This window comes from Flagellimonas flava, assembly GCF_050617915.1.
Classification (GTDB): Bacteria; Bacteroidota; Bacteroidia; order Flavobacteriales; family Flavobacteriaceae; genus Flagellimonas; species Flagellimonas flava_A.
Genome location: NZ_JBODQE010000005.1, coordinates 258894 through 277214 on the forward strand (window position 1 = coordinate 258894; position 18321 = coordinate 277214).

The following is an 18321-nucleotide window of genomic DNA, read 5'->3' on the forward strand; positions in this document are numbered from 1 at the left end:
TAAGGTATGGCCAGAATCTTAACAGGAATCCAAAGTACGGGCGTTCCGCATTTGGGAAACATATTGGGGGCAATTGTTCCTGCCATTCAAATGGCGCAAGACCCCAACAATGAATCGTTTCTTTTTATTGCGGATATGCATTCCCTTACCCAAATAAAAAATGGGGAGGAATTGCGAAACAACACCTATGCCACTGCAGCAACTTGGTTGGCCTTTGGACTGGACATTGAAAAGACCGTTTTCTATAGACAAAGCGATGTTCCGCAGGTAACGGAACTGGCCTGGTACCTGAGCTGCTTCTTTCCGTACCAACGCCTCACCTTGGCGCATTCGTTCAAGGATAAGGCAGATCGGTTGGAGGATGTCAATGCTGGGTTATTTTCTTATCCCATGTTAATGGCCGCCGATATTTTGTTGTACGACGCCCACATTGTCCCTGTTGGAAAAGACCAACTCCAACATTTGGAAATGACCCGTGATGTGGCTTCCAGGTTCCATCACCAATTTGGGGAAACTTTTGTTTTACCAGATGCAAAAGTGCAGGAAGAAACCATGTACATTCCAGGTACGGACGGCGAGAAAATGAGCAAGAGCAAGGGTAACCTTATCAATCTGTTTCAACCAGATAAAAAACTGCGTAAGCAGATTATGGGCATTGTTACGGACAGTACTCCCATGGAAGACCCCAAGGATCCCACCAACGACAATGTGTTTGCCCTATATAAAATCTTGGCGCAACCAGACCAAATTGAAGAGATGAGTGCCAACTATCTTGCGGGAAACTACGGTTATGGCCACGCCAAGCAAGCCCTCTTTGAGGTTATCATGGAACGGTTTGCCGAGCCACGGGAAAAGTTTGAATACTACATGAATAACTTGAAAGAGGTGGATGAGGCTTTGGCCATTGGGGCTGAAAAAGCCAAAAAAGTGGCGGATGGTGTGCTCGCCCGTGTTCGGGAGAAAATAGGGTATTAAGGGTTGCTAAGTCATTCTGAACCCGAGCAAGGCACGGGTGAAGAATCCCACTAAACCCGGAAATTGCCTAGAGATACTTCACTTCGCTCAGAATGATATTTTCATGATGTTCCGACAATCTTCGTGTCTAATTGTTGGTTATTTCAGAGTAAGAACACGCATATTTTGATTTGTTATAACCCATTGTCTATTTCATCATGAATCCGTCAGTTTGAGTGATTTTTTGAGTTGGAAACTGAAAAAATAGTATCGAAAACAAGGATTCCATGATAAAAACCTTCATTCTCGATACTTTTTCTTTTTGGAAAAAACTCGAATTGACGGTTTTCCATTTTATTTTCAGAATGCATAACAAGCTGGTCATAATGTATTTATGGCAAATGCGGTTCTCCTGCATGGTCAGCGTGACGTTTTAAATCGCTTCAAACAACTTCCCCGGAAGGGCGCGTACCAAACCCTTCATTTCCATGGATAATAGTGTGGACGAAACTTTAAAAATGGGCAAGTGACATTCCACAGCCACCAAGTCCAAAAGCTGCTTTCCATTCGATTGTAGATAAGAGTAAATGGATTTTTCGGTTTCATCCAGTTGAACAAAGAGTTGTTTTTGGATGGGAGTTTTGGCTTCCTCAGGTTCCAATTCCCATCCCAGATGGTAAACCAATTCCGCGGCAGAGGTAAGCATATGGGCCTGCTGTCGCTTAATAAGATTATTGCACCCTATGCTATACTTATCTGTATATCGTCCTGGAACTGCAAAAACTTCCCGATTATATCCATTGGCTAAATCCGCTGTGACCAAGCTGCCTCCCTTTTCCGCCGATTCCACTACTAGGGTCGCTTCACTAATGCCCGCTATAATCCGATTTCGTTTTAGGAAGTTCTCTCGGTCAGGATTGCTCGTGCTCCAAAACTCGGTGAGGAACCCGCCATTTTCCTCAACTCTGGAAACATATTTTCTATGGGCCTTGGGATACATTTGATTTAAGCCATGTGCCAAACAACCAATGGTCTGCAAACCGTGCTCCAATGCCAATTTCTGAATCGTGATATCCACTCCGTAAGCAAAACCACTAACAATAATCGGATTCAAAGGAGCAATTTCTTCAATAAAAGCCTCGCAGAACACACTTCCATAATTGGTAATGTTTCTTGTGCCCACAATGCTGATTATCTTCTTGTGCTTTAAGTCGATGTTGCCTCGATGAAAAAGCAGTAGTGGCCCATCTGCACAGTGCTTTAAATAATCAGGATAGGTTATGTCCATAAAATAGGAATAGTCCAACTTTTCTCGGGAAACAAATTCAAACTCACTTTCAGCTTCCTGGGCATAATTGGAATCATGAAGTCCCTTAAGGATCATTTTTCCAATGCCCTCAATCTTTAATAAGTGGTGCACCTTATCTTGAAAAACTGCTGTTGGACTACCGCAGTGGGCAATCAGTTTTTTGGCGGTTAAATCCCCAATATTTGGTACAGCCTGCAGCCGAAGAGCCGCAAGAAATTCATCCTCAGTCATTTATTAAGTAGGTTAAGTTGTTCACAAAGTACAGATTTTCAAATGTTAATAAAAAGTTATCAGGCATATTTTGTCCTCAGGGATTTTTTGCAATATTTGTGTCGATGCGTATCGACTCGTACATAGAAAATTTGTTGTACAATTACAATTGTGTGGTGGTTCCTGAGTTTGGTGCCTTTTTGGCCCATGGGAAATCTGCAGCCTTGGATTTGTCCACCAATACCTTGATTCCTCCCACCAAGTCTGTTTCCTTTAATGCGCAGTTGAGCAAGAACGACGGACTTTTGGTTTCCCATATAGCCGAGGTAAAAGGTCTGGCCTATGACGAGATACTCTCTGAAGTGGAAGCCGTTGCCGAGGATTGGAAAAAGAGATTGAACCAAGGGGATAGCATCGAGCTTTTTGGGGTTGGAAAACTATGGCTCAATAACGAGCAAAAAGTGCAGTTTCAGCCTGAGAACAAAAACAACTTTCTTACCTCTTCTTTTGGGTTGTCTGCGTTTGCGGCTACTCCAATCCAAAGGGAATCCCTTAAGGAAGAAGTGGAGGAACTCGAAGAGCGAATTCCATTTATTATCACCCCGGAAAAAAGAGAACAATCCTCTTTTAGACCATGGTTAAAATATGCGGCCATTCTGCTGTTGGCTGTTTCAGTGGGAACTACTTCCTTTAGAGCTTACGAAAAATTACAGGAAAACCAATTGGCCACCCAGGAGGATGCTCGGAATCAGGTGGAACAACTTATCCAAGAGGCCACTTTTTTTGACAGTGCGCCCTTTGAACTCCCAGCTTTGAATATTGAGGTAACCAAAAAGCAATTGGGTAAACACCATGTTATTGCCGGCGCGTTCCGTGTGGAACAAAATGCCGAAAAGAAGGTGGCCCAGCTAAAGAAGCAGGGTTACAATGCCTTTTATTTGGGTGTTAACCGCTTTGGGCTCCATCAAGTGGCCTATGACAGTTTTGAGGATCCCAAGGAAGCTCTAGCCTACCTTAAAAAGATCAAAGGAACGGAATCTCCAGATGCTTGGTTATTATCTGAGCGATAATCCCCGTCTCTTTTCTTTAATTCCCTAATTCTCTTCAATATCTTTGCGCAAAATTTTAGGTATGCGCCCAAAAAAGCCCAGTGAATCAAGAACGGTTATGACCGATATGGTTTTACCCAGTGAGACCAACCCATTGAACAATCTATTTGGAGGTGAACTTTTGGCCCGTATGGATCGGGCTGCCAGTATTGCCGCCAGAAGACATAGCCGTAGAATCACGGTTACGGCTTCTGTGAACCATGTGGCTTTTAACCGCTCCGTCCCTCTTGGAAGTGTTGTTACTGTGGAAGCTGCGGTCTCTAGAGCTTTTAGAACCTCTATGGAAATCTATATTGATGTATGGATGGAAGACCGATTTACAGGGGAACGCGCCAAGGCCAATGAGGCGATCTACACCTTTGTTGCGGTTGACGATACAGGAATTCCTACCGAAGTGCCTCCGCTGGAACCTGAAACCGAACAGGAAAAAGAACGGTTCGCGGCAGCCTTGCGAAGAAAGCAGCTGAGTTTGGTTCTAGCAGGCAAAATGAAACCTTCGGACGCATCAGAATTGAAGGCTCTATTCACTTCTTAGATACTGTCAGGTCGAGCGCAGTCGAGACCTATTTTAAGTTATGAATTTTATGCACTTCTCGACTACGTTCGAAGTGACAATTCCAAAAATTAACAAGTGCCGCTAGAGCCTTACACGGTTCTTTTTCTTTTTAGAAATCAAAATTGTTTGGGTCTGGGCCAAAGCGCTGGCCACGGTCAAGATTGTCCAATACATGAACATCTTCCGTGCTAAGCTCAAAATCAAATAGGTCTGCATTGGAAACAATGCGCTCCGGTTTTGAGGACTTTGGAATGGTGACCACACCTTTCTGCAAATCCCATCGCAGTACAACCTGGGCCACGGTTTTGCCATATTTTTCCGCCATCTGCTTTAAAATGGGCATATCAAAAATATTCCCTTGCATCATAGGAGACCAAGCTTCATATTGAATGCCCTTACTCTTACAAAAATTGACAAGGTCTTGCTGCACCAAATAGGGATGAAATTCCATTTGATTTACCATGGGGACTATCTCGGCATCGGTCAATACATCTTCGAGGTGATGCTGCATAAAATTACTTACCCCTATGGCCCGCACTCTCTTTTCCCTGTAAATCCGCTCCATGGCTTTCCAAGTTTCTTTGGAGCGCTCACCCTTGGGCCAGTGAATCAGATAAAGATCTAGATAATCCAATCCAAGTCGTTCCAAACTGGCATCAAAAGCCTTTAATGTGGAGTCGTATCCCTGGTCAGAATTCCACACCTTGCTCACCACAAAAACATCCTTTCTGTCTACATCACTTTCTTTGATGCCAAGGCCAACACCCACCTCATTATTGTAGATGGAGGCCGTGTCCACATGTCTATACCCATGGTTAAGGGCAACCTTAACGGCATTGGACACTTCTTCCCCATCCTTGGCAAGGTATACGCCTAAACCAAAATATGGCATTTGGACTCCATTGTGTAATTCAAAAGATCCTTGTAAATCGGTAATTTTTCCCATGCTATAATTGATATATCCAGTCTTCTGGATTTAATCGATTTGTATCTTGATAAAGATAGAACTTAAGTTTGGTGGTTCCATCAAACCGATTGGTATAAACATCTCCCAGAACGTCTTTGGCCGCTACTTTGTCACCCTTTTTCACATAAAGATTCGTGAGATTATAATAGGTGCTTATATAGTTACCATGCTTTACGGACACTCCTTTGCTACCTCCCGGTACAGCAATTACGGCAATAACCTCCCCTTCAAAAATGGCCCGCGCCTTACTTCCCTTATCCGTTGCAATGGTAACCCCATTGTTCCTATGTTTTATTCCAGGATAAAAGCGATCTGCATAAACTCCATACCCCTGGCTTTTAATTCCTTTTTCCACTGGCCAAATCAGCTTTCCTTTATTGGCCGAGAAATTTGTCGCCACCAATTTGGCTTCGGGGGTCAATACAAACTTGGTTCTTGAGCTTGAAGAGCCTGCTTTTCGGTTCGTGCTTGCAATTGCGCTTTTAATAAGTCGCTCAATCTCCCGGTCAATCTTGCGGGCCTCTCGTTGTTTCTTCTGAATGGCCGCTGTATACTTGCTCTCATTTTGACGAATGCTCTGCAACAGGTCTTTTTGCGTTTGAATCTCATCAAAGAGACTTGCTTTTACCCTTTTATTTTCCGCTAGCAATTGCTCCTTGGACTTTCTTTGCTGGACCAATTCTTGGTTCAATTGAGCCAATTGGTCTGTCTTTTTCTGAATATCCTCACCCTGCTTTTTTCTATGCTTAGCATACTGCTCCATATATTGGAGCCGTTTAAAAGCTTGAAAGAAGTTGTCAGCTGACAACAAGAACATCAAACGATTGTTCTGGGCCCTGTTCTGATAAGTTTTGCGGATCAATTGTGCATAATCCTCCTTTAAAATCTTTAAATCTTCCCGAAGCTTGCTAATGCTTCTGATGTTCACATTGATTTGCCTGTTGAGTAAGTTGGACTGCTGGTTGGTAACACGAATCAACTCCTGACGAACATTGATTCGATTATCCAAAGCCTCCATTTGATCCAAGACGTTCCCTTTTTCCTTCTTTTCTGCAAAAAGTAATCTGTTAATTTCCTTGATTTCTTTTTGTAGTCGCTCCCTTTTGGCCTCCAATGCTTTTTGTTCACTCGTCTGAGCTGAAACCGTACCAGTGAATACCAAGGTAAAAAGCAATAGGTAAATACAATATGGGAGTTTATTGAACATATTACTTTAATATAATTTCATCAAACCCTTTTGGAATTTTATAGGGAAAATTCAAGGGTCTGTTCAATTCAAGGCTTTTAAAACTAAGGTCAATTTTTGTGTTCTCATTATTTTCCAATGCAACAATATGAATTTCATTGGGCAATATACTTCCGGAAATATCCTGATAGGTATATTCAGCCGTTAGCAGTCTGTTGTTTTCTGGCTGTGCTATTTCCTGGGAATGAATTTTAAAATTTCCAGGTTCCAACTGGAACAGGATCTTAAACAATTCCCTGGCTTTCTTAGGTTTTAACTGATAATTGCTCCCATTTATTGTGGAGGTATATTTTTCATCCCTCATATCTAAAACCGCTGTGCCCAAAAGCAGGTTCTGCACCTTGGTAAAGTCCAAGTCTGTTCCCAGCAAATCGCTTAGGTAGCTAAAGTCCCCGTCAAAATATTCGTTCTGCAGTTTGTTATAGAAAGATACCCGCTCTGGGGTAATATGAGCCTTAACCATTCCCAATGGAGCGCTGATCCAAATCACCTCATCTTTTTCCATTCGGAGACTCACCGTGACCCCTTGGGCATCTTCACCATCAGAATAATCAATTTTGACCCGCCCACTTAGAGTTTTAAATTCAAGCTGGTTCGCATAATGGTTCTCAATGATCCGTTTGGTAGATAGCCTAGAATCCACTTCACCGCCAGTTACACTCTTGGCAGATTTACAAGCGGTAAAGCCCATCAACAGGGCAATCGCAATTGCTGAATAAAGGCTTTTTAGATTAAATTGAATGCCCATCATTACAATCCGGGTTTTATTTTGTTAAGATACTCTGTTGCCTTGGAGGAATTTCCAATTTTAGTGTAGGCCTTGGAAAGTTCCTTATATATTTTATTGGCAAGAGCATCGTCGTCAAATAAAAAATCCAAAGCTCCTTCCAACACTTCTATGGCTTTTGCCGTGTCCGATTTTCCATTAAGGGCTGCTCCATAGGCATAGTGAAAATAAGCCTGTAATGGATAAGCTTCCAGTGCTTCCTCGGCCACTTTTTCCAAAGCCCCGTAGTCCGATGTCCCTAAAAGCTCCTCCATTTTGGCAACATTCTGGGACACTGGATCATCTTCTTGGGGAGTATCTTCCTTTACCGGTTTTGCCGTGGAGTCCTTGTTCTTCTTGTTTAAGGAATCCTTTATTTTCAATCCAAGCTCATTGGCAAATTTGGAGTTGCCCATTTCTTTTAAAACCTTTTGAGCCTTGCCATATTTAGCCTGTTTGAAGTAAATCAATGCCAGGTTCTCCTTTAACTTCGAATTTTCTAAAGGTAACCGCCCCTTCAACGATTCAATAGAACTCCCTTGCGCTTCAATAATGTTGACGAGGTTTTCCAAATACCAAAAATCCTCTGATTTGGCCATGAGGGTTGCAATGGCATATTCTTGGGCTTGGATATATTGCTTATCCAAAAAATAGGTTTTGGCCAATTGGTAGTCAATAACATCACTTGAAACATCCAATTGCTTACATTCCAAAAAAAGGTTGATGGCCTTATCATAATTTTGGATGCTCTTCTGCTTTACCGCCTCAAAGAAGGTCTCTTGAAATTCGTCGGTATATTCCTCCAGATAGACTTCGGCGCTCTCTTCTTCCTGGGCATAGATTGTATATCCCGTTCCGAGGAACAGGGCCAATACAGCCCAAAAATTAAAGTTCTTTTTCATCCGTCCATCACTTATATCTGCCAGCTATTTATACCAATACGGAATAGTCCCCAATACTAATGGATTCGAAGTTGCCGTCAAAAACCACATTGTTGCCAATCATGGCATTATCCAGATTGGCATTGGAAATCCTACTGTTGCTTTGTATCAAACTGTTTTTTATGGTAGAGTTCTCCACGACAGTGTCCGCCCCTATTGAAACATATGGGCCAACGGTCGTGTCTTTTAGTATTACATTTTCGCCAATGAAACAGGGTTCAATGATATTTGCATTTTCCTGTTTTACTGAATCAGCGATCAAACTTTCACCGTCCTTTTCCAAAAAGCCCAACATCCGTTGATTGGTTTCTACGGTTACATTTTTGTTTCCGCAATCCATCCATTCATCCACCTTTCCAGGAACAAACTTCATGCCCTTCTCCATCATCCGTTTGATTCCGTCATTGATTTGATATTCCCCGCCATGCACGATGTTGTTATCAAGTACATATTGAAGCTCATTTTTCAGGACTCCAACATCTTTAAAATAGTAGATGCCAATAACTGCTAGATCAGACACAAATTCCTTGGGCTTTTCCACCAGCTCAACAATCTCATTGTCCTCATTCAGGTTGACTACCCCAAATGCTTCCGGATGCTCCACCTGTTTAACCCATATTACACTGTCAGCCGACTTATCCAGATCAAAATCCGCACGAATTAAAGTGTCCGCATAAGCAATTACAGCGGGGCCGCTAAGGGATTCCTTGGCGCTCATAATGGCGTGTCCAGTGCCAAGCGGTTCATCTTGCCTATAAATGGATCCTTTTGCTCCCAATTCTTCGGCCAAGTTCATTAGGCTCCCAACCACATCATCGCCAAAGAACGCAGGATCTCCCAGGATGAAGGCTACTTCCTCGATTTGTTCACCCAGCACCTTGGCAATATCCGTCACCAAACGATGTACAATGGGCTTTCCTGCCACAGGTATCAATGGTTTGGGAATGGTTAATGTATGTGGTCTTAAGCGAGATCCCCGTCCCGCCATAGGTACTATAATCTTCATATAATTGCCTGCTCCAGCAGGTGTTTTTTTAGTTAAAAATTCTTTTTTTGGGGGAAAACTTATTTTAACTTTTTAAAAATTGTTTCTCCACATAATAGATGGACACAAATTTCAGTAATTCCTCAGATTCATTTTTGCTTGAACAGGAAATCATTGTGAGCCCGTACTTCCAAACCCTCCAGCCCCTCTATCTGTATTGGAAAGTTCTTCCACCTCGATCCATTCGGCTTGTTCGTGTTTGGCAATGACCATTTGGGCCACCCGTTCGCCATCTTCAATGGTAAAATCCTCTGTGGACAAGTTGGCCAAAATAACCCCGACCTCCCCCCTGTAGTCGGCATCTACAGTGCCAGGGGCATTCAAAACCGTGATTCCTTTTTTAGCTGCCAATCCACTACGGGGCCTTACCTGTGCTTCATAGCCAACAGGCAGTTCTATATACAGACCTGTTGGGATTATGGTTCTTTCCAAGGATTTTAATGTGATGGGTTGGTCGATATTTGCCCTCAGGTCCATTCCAGCCGAAGCTATAGTTTCATAATGGGGCAATGGGTGGTTTGATTTATTGATGATCTTAACTTTCACGCTGCAAAAATATGGTCTTTAACTTATCCCCTTCCATTTTATAAACTAACATCAAAAATAATAAAAGTAACAGGCCTCCAGCTATTAAATTTCGGTTAAAAACGTAGAAGGCGAGGGCAGAAAAAGTCAAAGAAACTGACATGTAGAAAATGATTTTCCTCATGTTGTAAGGAACTGGGTAGTACTTTCTCCCAAAGTAATAGGACATGAGCATCATGCTTCCGTAAGCGGCCAGGGTTGCAAGGGCGGAAGCCATATACCCAATTTTATCAATAAAGGCCACATTAACGATCAAGGTGATCAAAGCTCCAATTGAGGAAATGTAAGCGCCAAACTTGGTCTGGTCCGTAACCTTATACCATACCGATAGGTTATGATAGATCCCCAAGCAAAAACTGGCCAAAAGAATAATGGGTACCACCCGAAGCGCTTCCCAATAGGTAGAATTCCGAATCAATAGTTTTCCCAGAGGTTCCACAAAGACAATCACCGTGAGCAATATCAGGCTTCCCAAAATGACAAAGTAATTGGTAATCTGTGCATATGTTTTTTGGGGTTTCTCCGAATTTGCATGGCTAAAAAAGAAGGGTTCCACGCCCATTCTAAATGCGGTTCCAAAAAGGGTCATAAACAGGGCCAATTTATAACAGGCCCCATATTTGCCCACCTCGGCCTCGGCCACATCAGGATGTAAAAGTTCGGTCAATAGAATTTTATCAAATACCTCATTGATGGTAAAAGCAACCCCTGCTACCATTACGGGGCCTGCATATTTGAGCATACCTTTCCAAATGGAAAAATCGAAGCTATAGGACGTTTTAAAATAGGTGGGCAACAATAATAACAGCGTTGTTCCACTGGCAATAATGTTGGAAATGAAGATATACTGAATTTCCCATCCCTCATGGTACATTCCCGCCAAAAACCCTTCTGGATTTTGCTGCGCGAGTCCAGGGAGGATCAAAAGGAAAAATACATTGAACCCAAGGTTGATTGCCACATTGATCGTTTTCAACATGGCATATTTCATAGGTTTTTCCTGAGCTCTTAGTAAGGCAAAAGGAATGATTACCAAGGCATCCAGCACCAAAATATACGTGGTAAACTTGATATAATCGATATTGATGTTGGTGATATTGGCCAAGTTCTCTTTGACAACCAAAGCCAAAATCAAAAACAGCAGCGAGGAACATAAAAGGGAAATCAAAGAAGTGGAAATGACCGACCTTTTATTTTCCTGTTTATGATAAAATCGAAAAAAAGCGGTCTCCATCCCATAGGCCAAAAAAACATTGAATATCGCTATCCAAGCATAGATGTTGATATACTGCCCATAACCTGCCGCGTTTTCAAAAACCGAAGTGTACAAGGGAAGAAGGAAGAAGGAAAGTACCCTGGGCAAAACGGTGGCCAGGCCATAGATAAAAGTCTGTTTAAAAAGCCGCTTAAGTGGGTTCAATAGAAACTACTTGTTATAATACCATTCCTTTGAAGAGTACAAGTTACGCAAAACGTTTTGGTTATTGCTTTAGCGGAACAATTTGTACCTTTTTGACTTGTATAAATAAATCAACCTAATGCAGACCATTTCCAAAACATTTTGCCTCATCTTTTCTATCCTATTTTTAGTCTCATGTGCAGAGAAGAAAAAAGAAGCCCAAACCGAAAATCAAGCAAGACCCAACATCCTGTTTATCATGTCAGATGATCATGCCTATCAGGCCATAAGTGCCTACAGTGACCATCTGATCCAAACCCCACATATTGATCGAATAGGAAAGGAGGGTATTGTCTTTACGAATGCCTGTGTTACCAACTCCATATGCGCTCCGTCCAGGGCTACAATTTTAACAGGAAAGCACACTCATATCAATGGCAAAGTGGACAATTTAATGCCCTTTGACACCACTCAGGTGACCTTTCCACAGTTGTTCCAAAAAGCGGGCTACCAAACCGCTATGTTTGGAAAACTCCACTTTGGGAACAACCCCAAAGGAGTGGATGACTTTATGATTCTTCCAGGCCAGGGTCAATATATCAATCCTGATTTTATCACTCAAAATGGGGATACGACCATAACAGGTTATGCTACGGATATCACAACGGACATCACGCTCAACTGGTTGGATAAAAAACGAGATCCCAACAAGCCTTTCATGCTGATGTATCTGCATAAGGCCCCCCATAGACCTTGGTGGCCAACCCCGGAAAAATTTAAGGAATTCTATGGGAAGGAATTTCCGATTCCTGAAACTCTTTTTGATGATTATAGCAATAGAGGTTCAGCAGCAAAAACAGCGGAAATGAACCTATTGACCCATATGAAGTATGTCTATGACACCAAGGTATGGCCAGAAACCATTGCAAACATGGGCACCGTGACTCCAGAGGTGCCTGATTTGGTCAATGCCTTTAATAATCAATACAACCGTGCCACGGAGGAGCAAAAAGCCCAATTAAAACCCTTTTTGGATGCCATAAGCAAAGATTTTGAAGAGAACTGGCCCTCTATGAGCGATAGGGAAAAGATGATTTGGAAATACCAACGTTATATGCAGGATTATCTGGCCTGTATTTCTTCTGTTGATGATAATGTGGGGCGCGTCCTGGATTACTTGGATCAAAATGAGCTATCGGAAAACACCTTGGTGGTTTACACTTCAGACCAAGGATTTTACCTTGGGGAACATGGTTGGTTCGATAAGCGATTTATTTATGATGAATCCTTTAAAACCCCTCTATTGATTCGATGGCCAAACAAAATAAAGCCAGGAATCACCAATGAGGAAATGGTACAAAACTTAGATTTTGCCCAGACCTTTTTGGAAGCTGCACAAATTGAAATTCCTGATGATATGCAAGGTGAAAGTTTAATGCCTCTTTTGACATCGAACGAGGAGAAATGGACACGGGATGCAGTGTATTACCACTATTATGAATATCCCGCTGAACATCAGGTGATGAGACATTATGGAATAGTGACCGTTGATTTTAAACTGGCCCATTTCTATTATGATGTGGACGAATGGGAGCTCTATGACCGTAAAAAGGATCCACAGGAGATGAACAATGTTTACAGCAATCCAGCTTATGCTGAAGTAGTAGATGAACTAAAGATGAAGCTGGAGGAGCTTAGGGAGCAGTATAAAGATTCGGATGAACTCAACCAGTACTATATTGATTTGCACGAGTCCAGAATGGCCGGAAATCACTAATCCGTCCATTATGTTTATGATTCGTTCTCGACTGCGCCTGTCTGCCGACAAAGGCAGGCTCGAACTGACTTAAATAAAAAAGGCCGCTTCGTTGAAGCGGCCTTTTTTATTCTTATTACTTGACACTAGTTGTTCAATGCTTCCGCACTTAAGCTTTTTGGCTTCACTATGTTTCGCCTAATTGTTTAGTGCTTCCGCACCACCAACAATTTCCAAGATTTCGTTGGTTATTGCAGCTTGCCTTGCCTTGTTATAGGTAAGCGTCAATTGATTTTTAAGTTCAGACGCGTTATCCGTTGCTTTGTGCATTGCCGTCATACGGGCACCATGTTCACTGGCAAAGGAATCGCGAACCGCTTTGTACAATTGGGTCTTTAACGACTTTGGAATCAACTGCTCAACAATCTCTGGCTTTGATGGCTCAAAAATGTAATCGGCCGCACCTGTGTTATCTCCTTCAACAGGGACAATGGGCAAAAACTGCTCTGTCATCACAATTTGGGTAGCAGCATTCTTGAACTTGTTGTAGACCAACTCAATCTTGTCATAATCCCCTTCCGTGAAGTGGTTCATCAAAGTTTCAGCAATGGCTGCAACGTTATCAAACGTCAGGTCATCAAAAACTTGGCTATGATTGGCAACAACATTTCCATTCTTTCCCAGAATATCATTTCCTTTTTTACCAATAGCGATAACATCAACCTGTTTTCCAGCATAGGTGTCATTGATCAATGCATTGGTCTGTTTGATGATGTTGGAATTGAACGCACCACACAAACCACGATTGGATGTAATGGCCACTACCAATACTTTGTTGACGGCTCTTGCATCAGCAAATTTGCTTCCGGCATCCCCGTCCAAATTTGCGCTAAGGCTCTGCAGCAATTCCGTAAGTTTATTTGCATAGGGGCGCATAGCGGTAATGGCGTCTTGGGCCTTTTTCAACTTGGCAGCAGATACCATTTTCATGGCACTGGTAATCTGCATGGTCGACTTTACCGATGCTATCCTATTTCGTATTTCCTTTAGATTCGCCATTCCTTTTATTTGTCATTCCGCACTTGATGCGGAATCTTATTATTATGGATTCCCGCTTTCCTTCGACTGCGCTCAGGATGACAGCGGGAATGACAATTGTTATGCACTATACTTTCCAGACAGGTCTTTACAGACCGCAGTCAAAGTATCGGTAACCTCATCTGTCAATTTACCAGCCTTAAGCGTATCCAATACGTCTCTATGCTTGGCGTTCATAAACTCGATGAAATCTCTTTCAAACTCTTTTACCTTGTCCACAGGAACATTCCTCAACAGGTTTTTAGAACCTGCGAAGATGATAGCCACCTGATCTTCCACGGTAAATGGATCGTTCTGGGCCTGCTTCAAGATTTCCACGTTTCTACGACCTTTCTCAATTACGTTCAAGGTTGCAGCATCCAAATCGGAACCGAATTTGGCAAAAGCTTCCAATTCACGGAACTGGGCTTGATCCAATTTCAAAGTACCTGCCACTTTTTTCATGGATTTGATCTGCGCCGAACCACCTACACGGGATACGGAGATACCCACGTTGATCGCTGGTCTAACCCCTTGGTTGAACAAATCCTGCTCCAAGAATATCTGACCATCGGTAATGGAAATTACGTTGGTTGGGATATAGGCGGAAACGTCACCTGCTTGGGTTTCAATAATTGGAAGTGCAGTCAAAGAACCTCCCCCTTTTACCATAGGCTTAAGCGCATCTGGCAAATCGTTCATGTTCTTGGCAATATCATCATCCGCAATCACTTTTGCGGCGCGCTCCAACAATCTTGAGTGCAAGTAGAATACGTCACCAGGATATGCCTCACGACCTGGAGGTCTTCTCAAAAGAAGGGATACCTCACGATAAGCAACTGCCTGTTTTGACAAATCATCATAGATAATCAATGCAGGACGTCCCGTATCGCGGAAGTACTCTCCAATTGCAGCACCTGCGAAAGGAGCATATACCTGCATCGGTGCAGGATCGGATGCGTTAGCCGCTACGATAGTGGTATAAGCCAAAGCACCTTTGTCTTCCAAGGTTTTGGCAATAGCTGCAACAGTAGAAGCCTTTTGACCTACAGCAACATAGATACAATATACAGGCTCTCCAGCATCGTAAAATTCCTTTTGGTTCAAGATGGTATCGATACAAACGGTGGTCTTACCTGTTTGACGGTCACCAATAACCAACTCCCTTTGTCCTCTACCAATTGGAATCATGGCATCGATCGCCTTAACTCCGGTTTGCAATGGCTCATTTACTGGCTGACGGTAAATTACCCCAGGGGCTTTACGCTCCAATGGCATTTCGTAAGTGTCACCAGCTATAGGCCCTTTACCATCGATAGGGTTACCCAAGGTATCCACAACACGACCAACAATTCCTTCACCTACATTGATGGATGCGATACGTTGTGTCCTTTTTACGGTTGCACCTTCCATTACTTGTTTGGATGGGCCCAACAATACTACACCAACGTTATCTTCTTCCAAGTTCAAAACAATACCTTCCATGCCCCCATCGAACTCCACAAGCTCTCCATATTGAGCATTGGAAAGTCCATAGACGCGGGCAATACCGTCACCTACTTGTAATACGGTACCTACTTCGTCCAAGGAAGCGGATGCCTCAAATCCTGATAATTGTTCCTTCAAAATTGCTGATACTTCAGCGGCTTTTACTCCTGCCATTTTGACTAGATATTAGACTTTAGACGATAGACTTTAGATACTATACGTCGTGTTTTTATTTCTATTTTGTTAATCGCTTATAGTCCGTAGCGTAGCGAAGGACTATAGACTATTTGTAAATTCTCTTTTTAAACTGTTCAATTTGTTGGATACGCTGGCATCATACTGTAAATCGCCGATGCGCAACACAAATCCACCCAAGATGTTTTCATCCACCTTGTTTTCTATAGTGACTTTGTTTCCTGTGATTTTATTCACTTGGGCCAACACCTCTTTTTCCAAGGCTGCCGTTAATGGAACCGCAGTGGTCACATAGGCTACATCCTCACCTTTCAATTGCTCATGAAGGATGATGTACTTGTAGGCCACCTCTTGCAACAGACCAACTCTTTTATTGTCGGTCAAGGTATTGATCAAGCCCAAAGTAATTTGGTTAGACCCTTTGAATATCTTTTTTAGCGCCTCCTTTTTTGCTTCACCTTTAATGACCGGGCTTCCCAATAAGCTCTGAAGCTCGGCATTATCGTTGATGGTAGCAGCAATGCTTCGCATATCTTTTTCAACGGCATCTGCCGCTTTCTTTTCGATAGCGAAATCCAAGGTTGCTTTTGCGTAACGTGCGGCTGCCCTACTTTCGTTCATCTATTCTTAGTTCAATTCGATGTCACCCAACATGTCCTGAACAAGCTTTTCCTGCTTCTTCTTATCGGACAGTTCTTCCTTGATTACTTTTTCTGCAATATCTATGGAAAGATTGGCTACCTGAGCTTTGATGTCGGCAACGGCAGCTTTCTTTTCACTTTCAATGGTTGCTTGGGCCTGTTTGATCATTTTGTCGCCTTCCACTTGGGCCTGCTCTTTGGCATCGGCAACTATTTTGTCCTTGATCTCGCGCGCCTCCTTCAACAGGGTCTCACGTTCTGCTCTGGCTTCCTTCAACAACTTCTCGCTATCCGCAGTAACGTTTTGCATTTCCTTTTTGGCCTCCTCAGCGGCATCCAAGGCGTTTTTGATACCTTCCTCACGATCGTTGATTGCATTAAGAATGGGCTTCCATGCAAATTTCCAAAGTAGGAACAACAACAACCCGAACAATAAAGTCTGCCAGAAAAACAATCCCAACGAAAACTCTTCCAATAACTTTTCCATAATCTATTCTATGCTTTTATACTTTGAATTCTTAAACTAAGTAAAAGCTGCAACCAACCGTTACAGCCTTTACTTTGTGGGTTTGATTATACTGCGAATAGGGCAGCAAAACCAATACCTTCAATCAACGCTGCTGCAATCAACATCGCTGTTTGGATTTTTCCGTAAGCTTCAGGCTGACGAGCGATAGCCTCCATAGCAGAACCACCGATTCTACCAATACCAAGACCTACACCGATCACTACCAAACCTGCACCTACCATTACTGGAATTTCCATATCTATCTAGTTTAAAAATTAAATATTCAATCTTTGATTCCTGCTTTCCGTCTCGACTGCGCTCGACATGGCAGCAGGAACGACATACTTATTAATGTGCAACCTCTGCTTCATGCTCATGGTCGTGCTCATGCTCTTCGGAGGCAAATCCGAAATACAGAGCGGACAACATGGTGAAAATATATGCTTGCAGCAAGGCCACCAATACTTCAATCAAAGAGATGGCGAAAGCCAGTCCAAATGACAAAGGACTTCCCAACCAGCTCTTAAAAATGAACATCAATCCAATCAAACTCATCAATACGATGTGACCTGCCTGCATGTTTGCATACAAACGAATCAATAATGAGAAAGGCTTAATGATCAATCCCAACAATTCGATGGGAACCAAAATAATGTACAATGGAATTTTACCGTACCAAGGCAGGGATTTACCCAATGGATCAAACTGGTGCATCCAGTAATCCTTGGTTCCTGTGAAATTCGTAATCAAAAACGTCATGATCGCCAAAGAAACCGTGATGGCAATATTTCCCGTCACGTTAATTCCAAGGGGGGTCAATCCAAAAATGTTCAAAAACCAGATAAAGAAAAAGATGGTCAACAAGAAAGGCATGTACTTCCTGTATCTTTTTTCCCCAATGTTTGGTCTTGCAATATCATCCCTAATATATAGGACTATTGGTTCGAAGAAACGCCCTGCACCAGTGGGAATACCATTGTTCTTGCCATAGGATCTTGCCAAACTGGAGAACAACCACAACATCAACAAGCCAGTTACGATAATCATCACCACGTTCTTGGTAATGGAAAAATCCAAAGGCTTTACATTGGTAGCGTGGTGGTCTTCATCATAGTGGATGGTCCCTTCTGCATCTGTTTTATATATCTTGCTGTGATAAAGCTTGTAATAGTTGCCATCAACTTCGGCCAAAGTTTCGCCGTGATGGAATTTTGAAGAGGAAAAAACCTTCAATCCGTTATCCCAAAGAATAACCGGCAACGGAAATCCAACATACTTGTGCTCCCCATTTTCCTTGGTATAGGAAAATAAAGAAAAATCATGGGCATCTTGAAGGTGATGGGCGATGTATTCCTTAATTTCTGTCTTAAGGTCCTTGCCGTGTCCATCGGCTTCTTCTTTGGTCTCACTTGCAAAAGTGAACTGACCTAAAAATAGTGCTGCAATAAGAAGAAATCTCGTAAAAAAAGTTTTTCGCATTTCGCTCAAAATATCGGTCTCTCAAAATCGGTGCAAATGTAAGTCATTCTCACAAAAAGAAAAAAGCTTTCAAACTTTTATTTTTGAGCA

The 18321-nt window shown here is 42.5% G+C and carries 18 protein-coding genes; 4 read left to right on the forward strand and 14 right to left on the reverse strand.

Going from position 1 to position 18321, the window contains the following annotated elements; translation table 11 throughout:
* The first annotated feature begins 6 nt into the window (after positions 1 to 6).
* Positions 7 to 975 (forward strand): tryptophan--tRNA ligase, encoded by a 969-nt coding sequence (trpS, locus tag ACRHOZ_RS14485; RefSeq protein WP_431126842.1) that lies wholly within the window; start codon positions 7 to 9, stop codon positions 973 to 975.
* A 412-nt stretch (positions 976 to 1387) separates the two neighbouring features.
* On the opposite strand, the gene dprA is transcribed toward trpS, so the two are convergent.
* Positions 1388 to 2494, reverse strand: a complete 1107-nt coding sequence (gene dprA / locus ACRHOZ_RS14490) for a DNA-processing protein DprA (protein ID WP_431126844.1) — start codon at positions 2492 to 2494, stop codon at positions 1388 to 1390.
* 104 nt (positions 2495 to 2598) lie between these two features.
* On the opposite strand from dprA, the gene ACRHOZ_RS14495 reads away from it, so the two are divergent.
* Both ACRHOZ_RS14495 and ACRHOZ_RS14500 read left to right on the forward strand, forming a co-directional pair.
* Positions 2599 to 3543, forward strand: a complete 945-nt coding sequence (locus ACRHOZ_RS14495) for an SPOR domain-containing protein (RefSeq protein ID WP_431126846.1) — start codon at positions 2599 to 2601, stop codon at positions 3541 to 3543.
* Positions 3544 to 3604: 61 nt separating this feature from the next.
* Positions 3605 to 4117, forward strand: coding sequence for an acyl-CoA thioesterase (locus tag ACRHOZ_RS14500; RefSeq protein ID WP_431126848.1), 513 nt, complete (start codon positions 3605 to 3607; stop codon positions 4115 to 4117).
* 130 nt (positions 4118 to 4247) lie between these two features.
* Here the strand turns inward: ACRHOZ_RS14500 and ACRHOZ_RS14505 are convergent, their stop codons facing one another.
* The 7 genes from ACRHOZ_RS14505 to ACRHOZ_RS14535 form a co-directional block, all read right to left on the reverse strand.
* Positions 4248 to 5084 carry an aldo/keto reductase gene (locus tag ACRHOZ_RS14505; protein ID WP_431126850.1) on the reverse strand — a complete coding sequence of 279 codons (837 nt, stop codon included), beginning with the start codon at positions 5082 to 5084 and terminating at the stop codon, positions 4248 to 4250.
* Between the two features lies 1 nt (position 5085).
* Positions 5086 to 6312, reverse strand: a complete 1227-nt coding sequence (locus ACRHOZ_RS14510) for a murein hydrolase activator EnvC family protein (protein ID WP_431126852.1) — start codon at positions 6310 to 6312, stop codon at positions 5086 to 5088.
* 1 nt (position 6313) lies between these two features.
* Positions 6314 to 7102, reverse strand: a complete 789-nt coding sequence (locus ACRHOZ_RS14515; protein ID WP_431126854.1) for a DUF4292 domain-containing protein — start codon at positions 7100 to 7102, stop codon at positions 6314 to 6316.
* Positions 7102 to 8019 carry a tetratricopeptide repeat protein gene (locus ACRHOZ_RS14520; RefSeq protein WP_431126856.1) on the reverse strand — a complete coding sequence of 306 codons (918 nt, stop codon included), beginning with the start codon at positions 8017 to 8019 and terminating at the stop codon, positions 7102 to 7104. Before ACRHOZ_RS14520 ends, ACRHOZ_RS14515 begins: the two co-directional genes overlap by 1 nt.
* A 28-nt stretch (positions 8020 to 8047) precedes the next feature.
* Complete coding sequence (locus tag ACRHOZ_RS14525) at positions 8048 to 9064, reverse strand: sugar phosphate nucleotidyltransferase (RefSeq protein ID WP_431126858.1); 1017 nt, start codon at positions 9062 to 9064, stop codon at positions 8048 to 8050.
* A gap of 150 nt (positions 9065 to 9214) precedes the next feature.
* Positions 9215 to 9649, reverse strand: a complete 435-nt coding sequence (gene dut, locus ACRHOZ_RS14530) for a dUTP diphosphatase (protein WP_431126860.1) — start codon at positions 9647 to 9649, stop codon at positions 9215 to 9217.
* Positions 9639 to 11108: a lipopolysaccharide biosynthesis protein gene (locus tag ACRHOZ_RS14535; RefSeq protein ID WP_431126862.1), complete on the reverse strand. Its 1470-nt coding sequence runs from the start codon at positions 11106 to 11108 to the stop codon at positions 9639 to 9641. The genes dut and ACRHOZ_RS14535 overlap by 11 nt, the downstream gene beginning before the upstream one ends.
* A gap of 118 nt (positions 11109 to 11226) precedes the next feature.
* Between ACRHOZ_RS14535 and ACRHOZ_RS14540 the strand changes: the two genes are divergently transcribed.
* Positions 11227 to 12864: a sulfatase family protein gene (locus ACRHOZ_RS14540; RefSeq protein ID WP_431126864.1), complete on the forward strand. Its 1638-nt coding sequence runs from the start codon at positions 11227 to 11229 to the stop codon at positions 12862 to 12864.
* A gap of 177 nt (positions 12865 to 13041) precedes the next feature.
* On the opposite strand, the gene atpG is transcribed toward ACRHOZ_RS14540, so the two are convergent.
* The 6 genes from atpG to atpB all read right to left on the reverse strand — a co-directional run bounded on the left by atpG (position 13042) and on the right by atpB (position 18231).
* Positions 13042 to 13902: an ATP synthase F1 subunit gamma gene (gene atpG / locus ACRHOZ_RS14545; protein ID WP_431126866.1), complete on the reverse strand. Its 861-nt coding sequence runs from the start codon at positions 13900 to 13902 to the stop codon at positions 13042 to 13044.
* 99 nt (positions 13903 to 14001) lie between these two features.
* Positions 14002 to 15582, reverse strand: a complete 1581-nt coding sequence (gene atpA / locus ACRHOZ_RS14550) for a F0F1 ATP synthase subunit alpha (protein WP_431126868.1) — start codon at positions 15580 to 15582, stop codon at positions 14002 to 14004.
* Between the two features lie 102 nt (positions 15583 to 15684).
* Positions 15685 to 16224: an ATP synthase F1 subunit delta gene (gene atpH / locus ACRHOZ_RS14555; RefSeq protein ID WP_431126870.1), complete on the reverse strand. Its 540-nt coding sequence runs from the start codon at positions 16222 to 16224 to the stop codon at positions 15685 to 15687.
* Between the two features lie 6 nt (positions 16225 to 16230).
* Complete coding sequence (locus ACRHOZ_RS14560) at positions 16231 to 16731, reverse strand: F0F1 ATP synthase subunit B (protein WP_422349649.1); 501 nt, start codon at positions 16729 to 16731, stop codon at positions 16231 to 16233.
* A gap of 86 nt (positions 16732 to 16817) precedes the next feature.
* Positions 16818 to 17009: an ATP synthase F0 subunit C gene (atpE, locus tag ACRHOZ_RS14565; RefSeq protein WP_045801726.1), complete on the reverse strand. Its 192-nt coding sequence runs from the start codon at positions 17007 to 17009 to the stop codon at positions 16818 to 16820.
* Positions 17010 to 17100: 91 nt separating this feature from the next.
* The gene (atpB, locus tag ACRHOZ_RS14570; RefSeq protein WP_422349648.1) at positions 17101 to 18231 is read right to left on the reverse strand and encodes a F0F1 ATP synthase subunit A; all 1131 of its coding nucleotides are present in this window, start codon (positions 18229 to 18231) and stop codon (positions 17101 to 17103) included.
* Between the last annotated feature and the right edge of the window lie 90 nt (positions 18232 to 18321).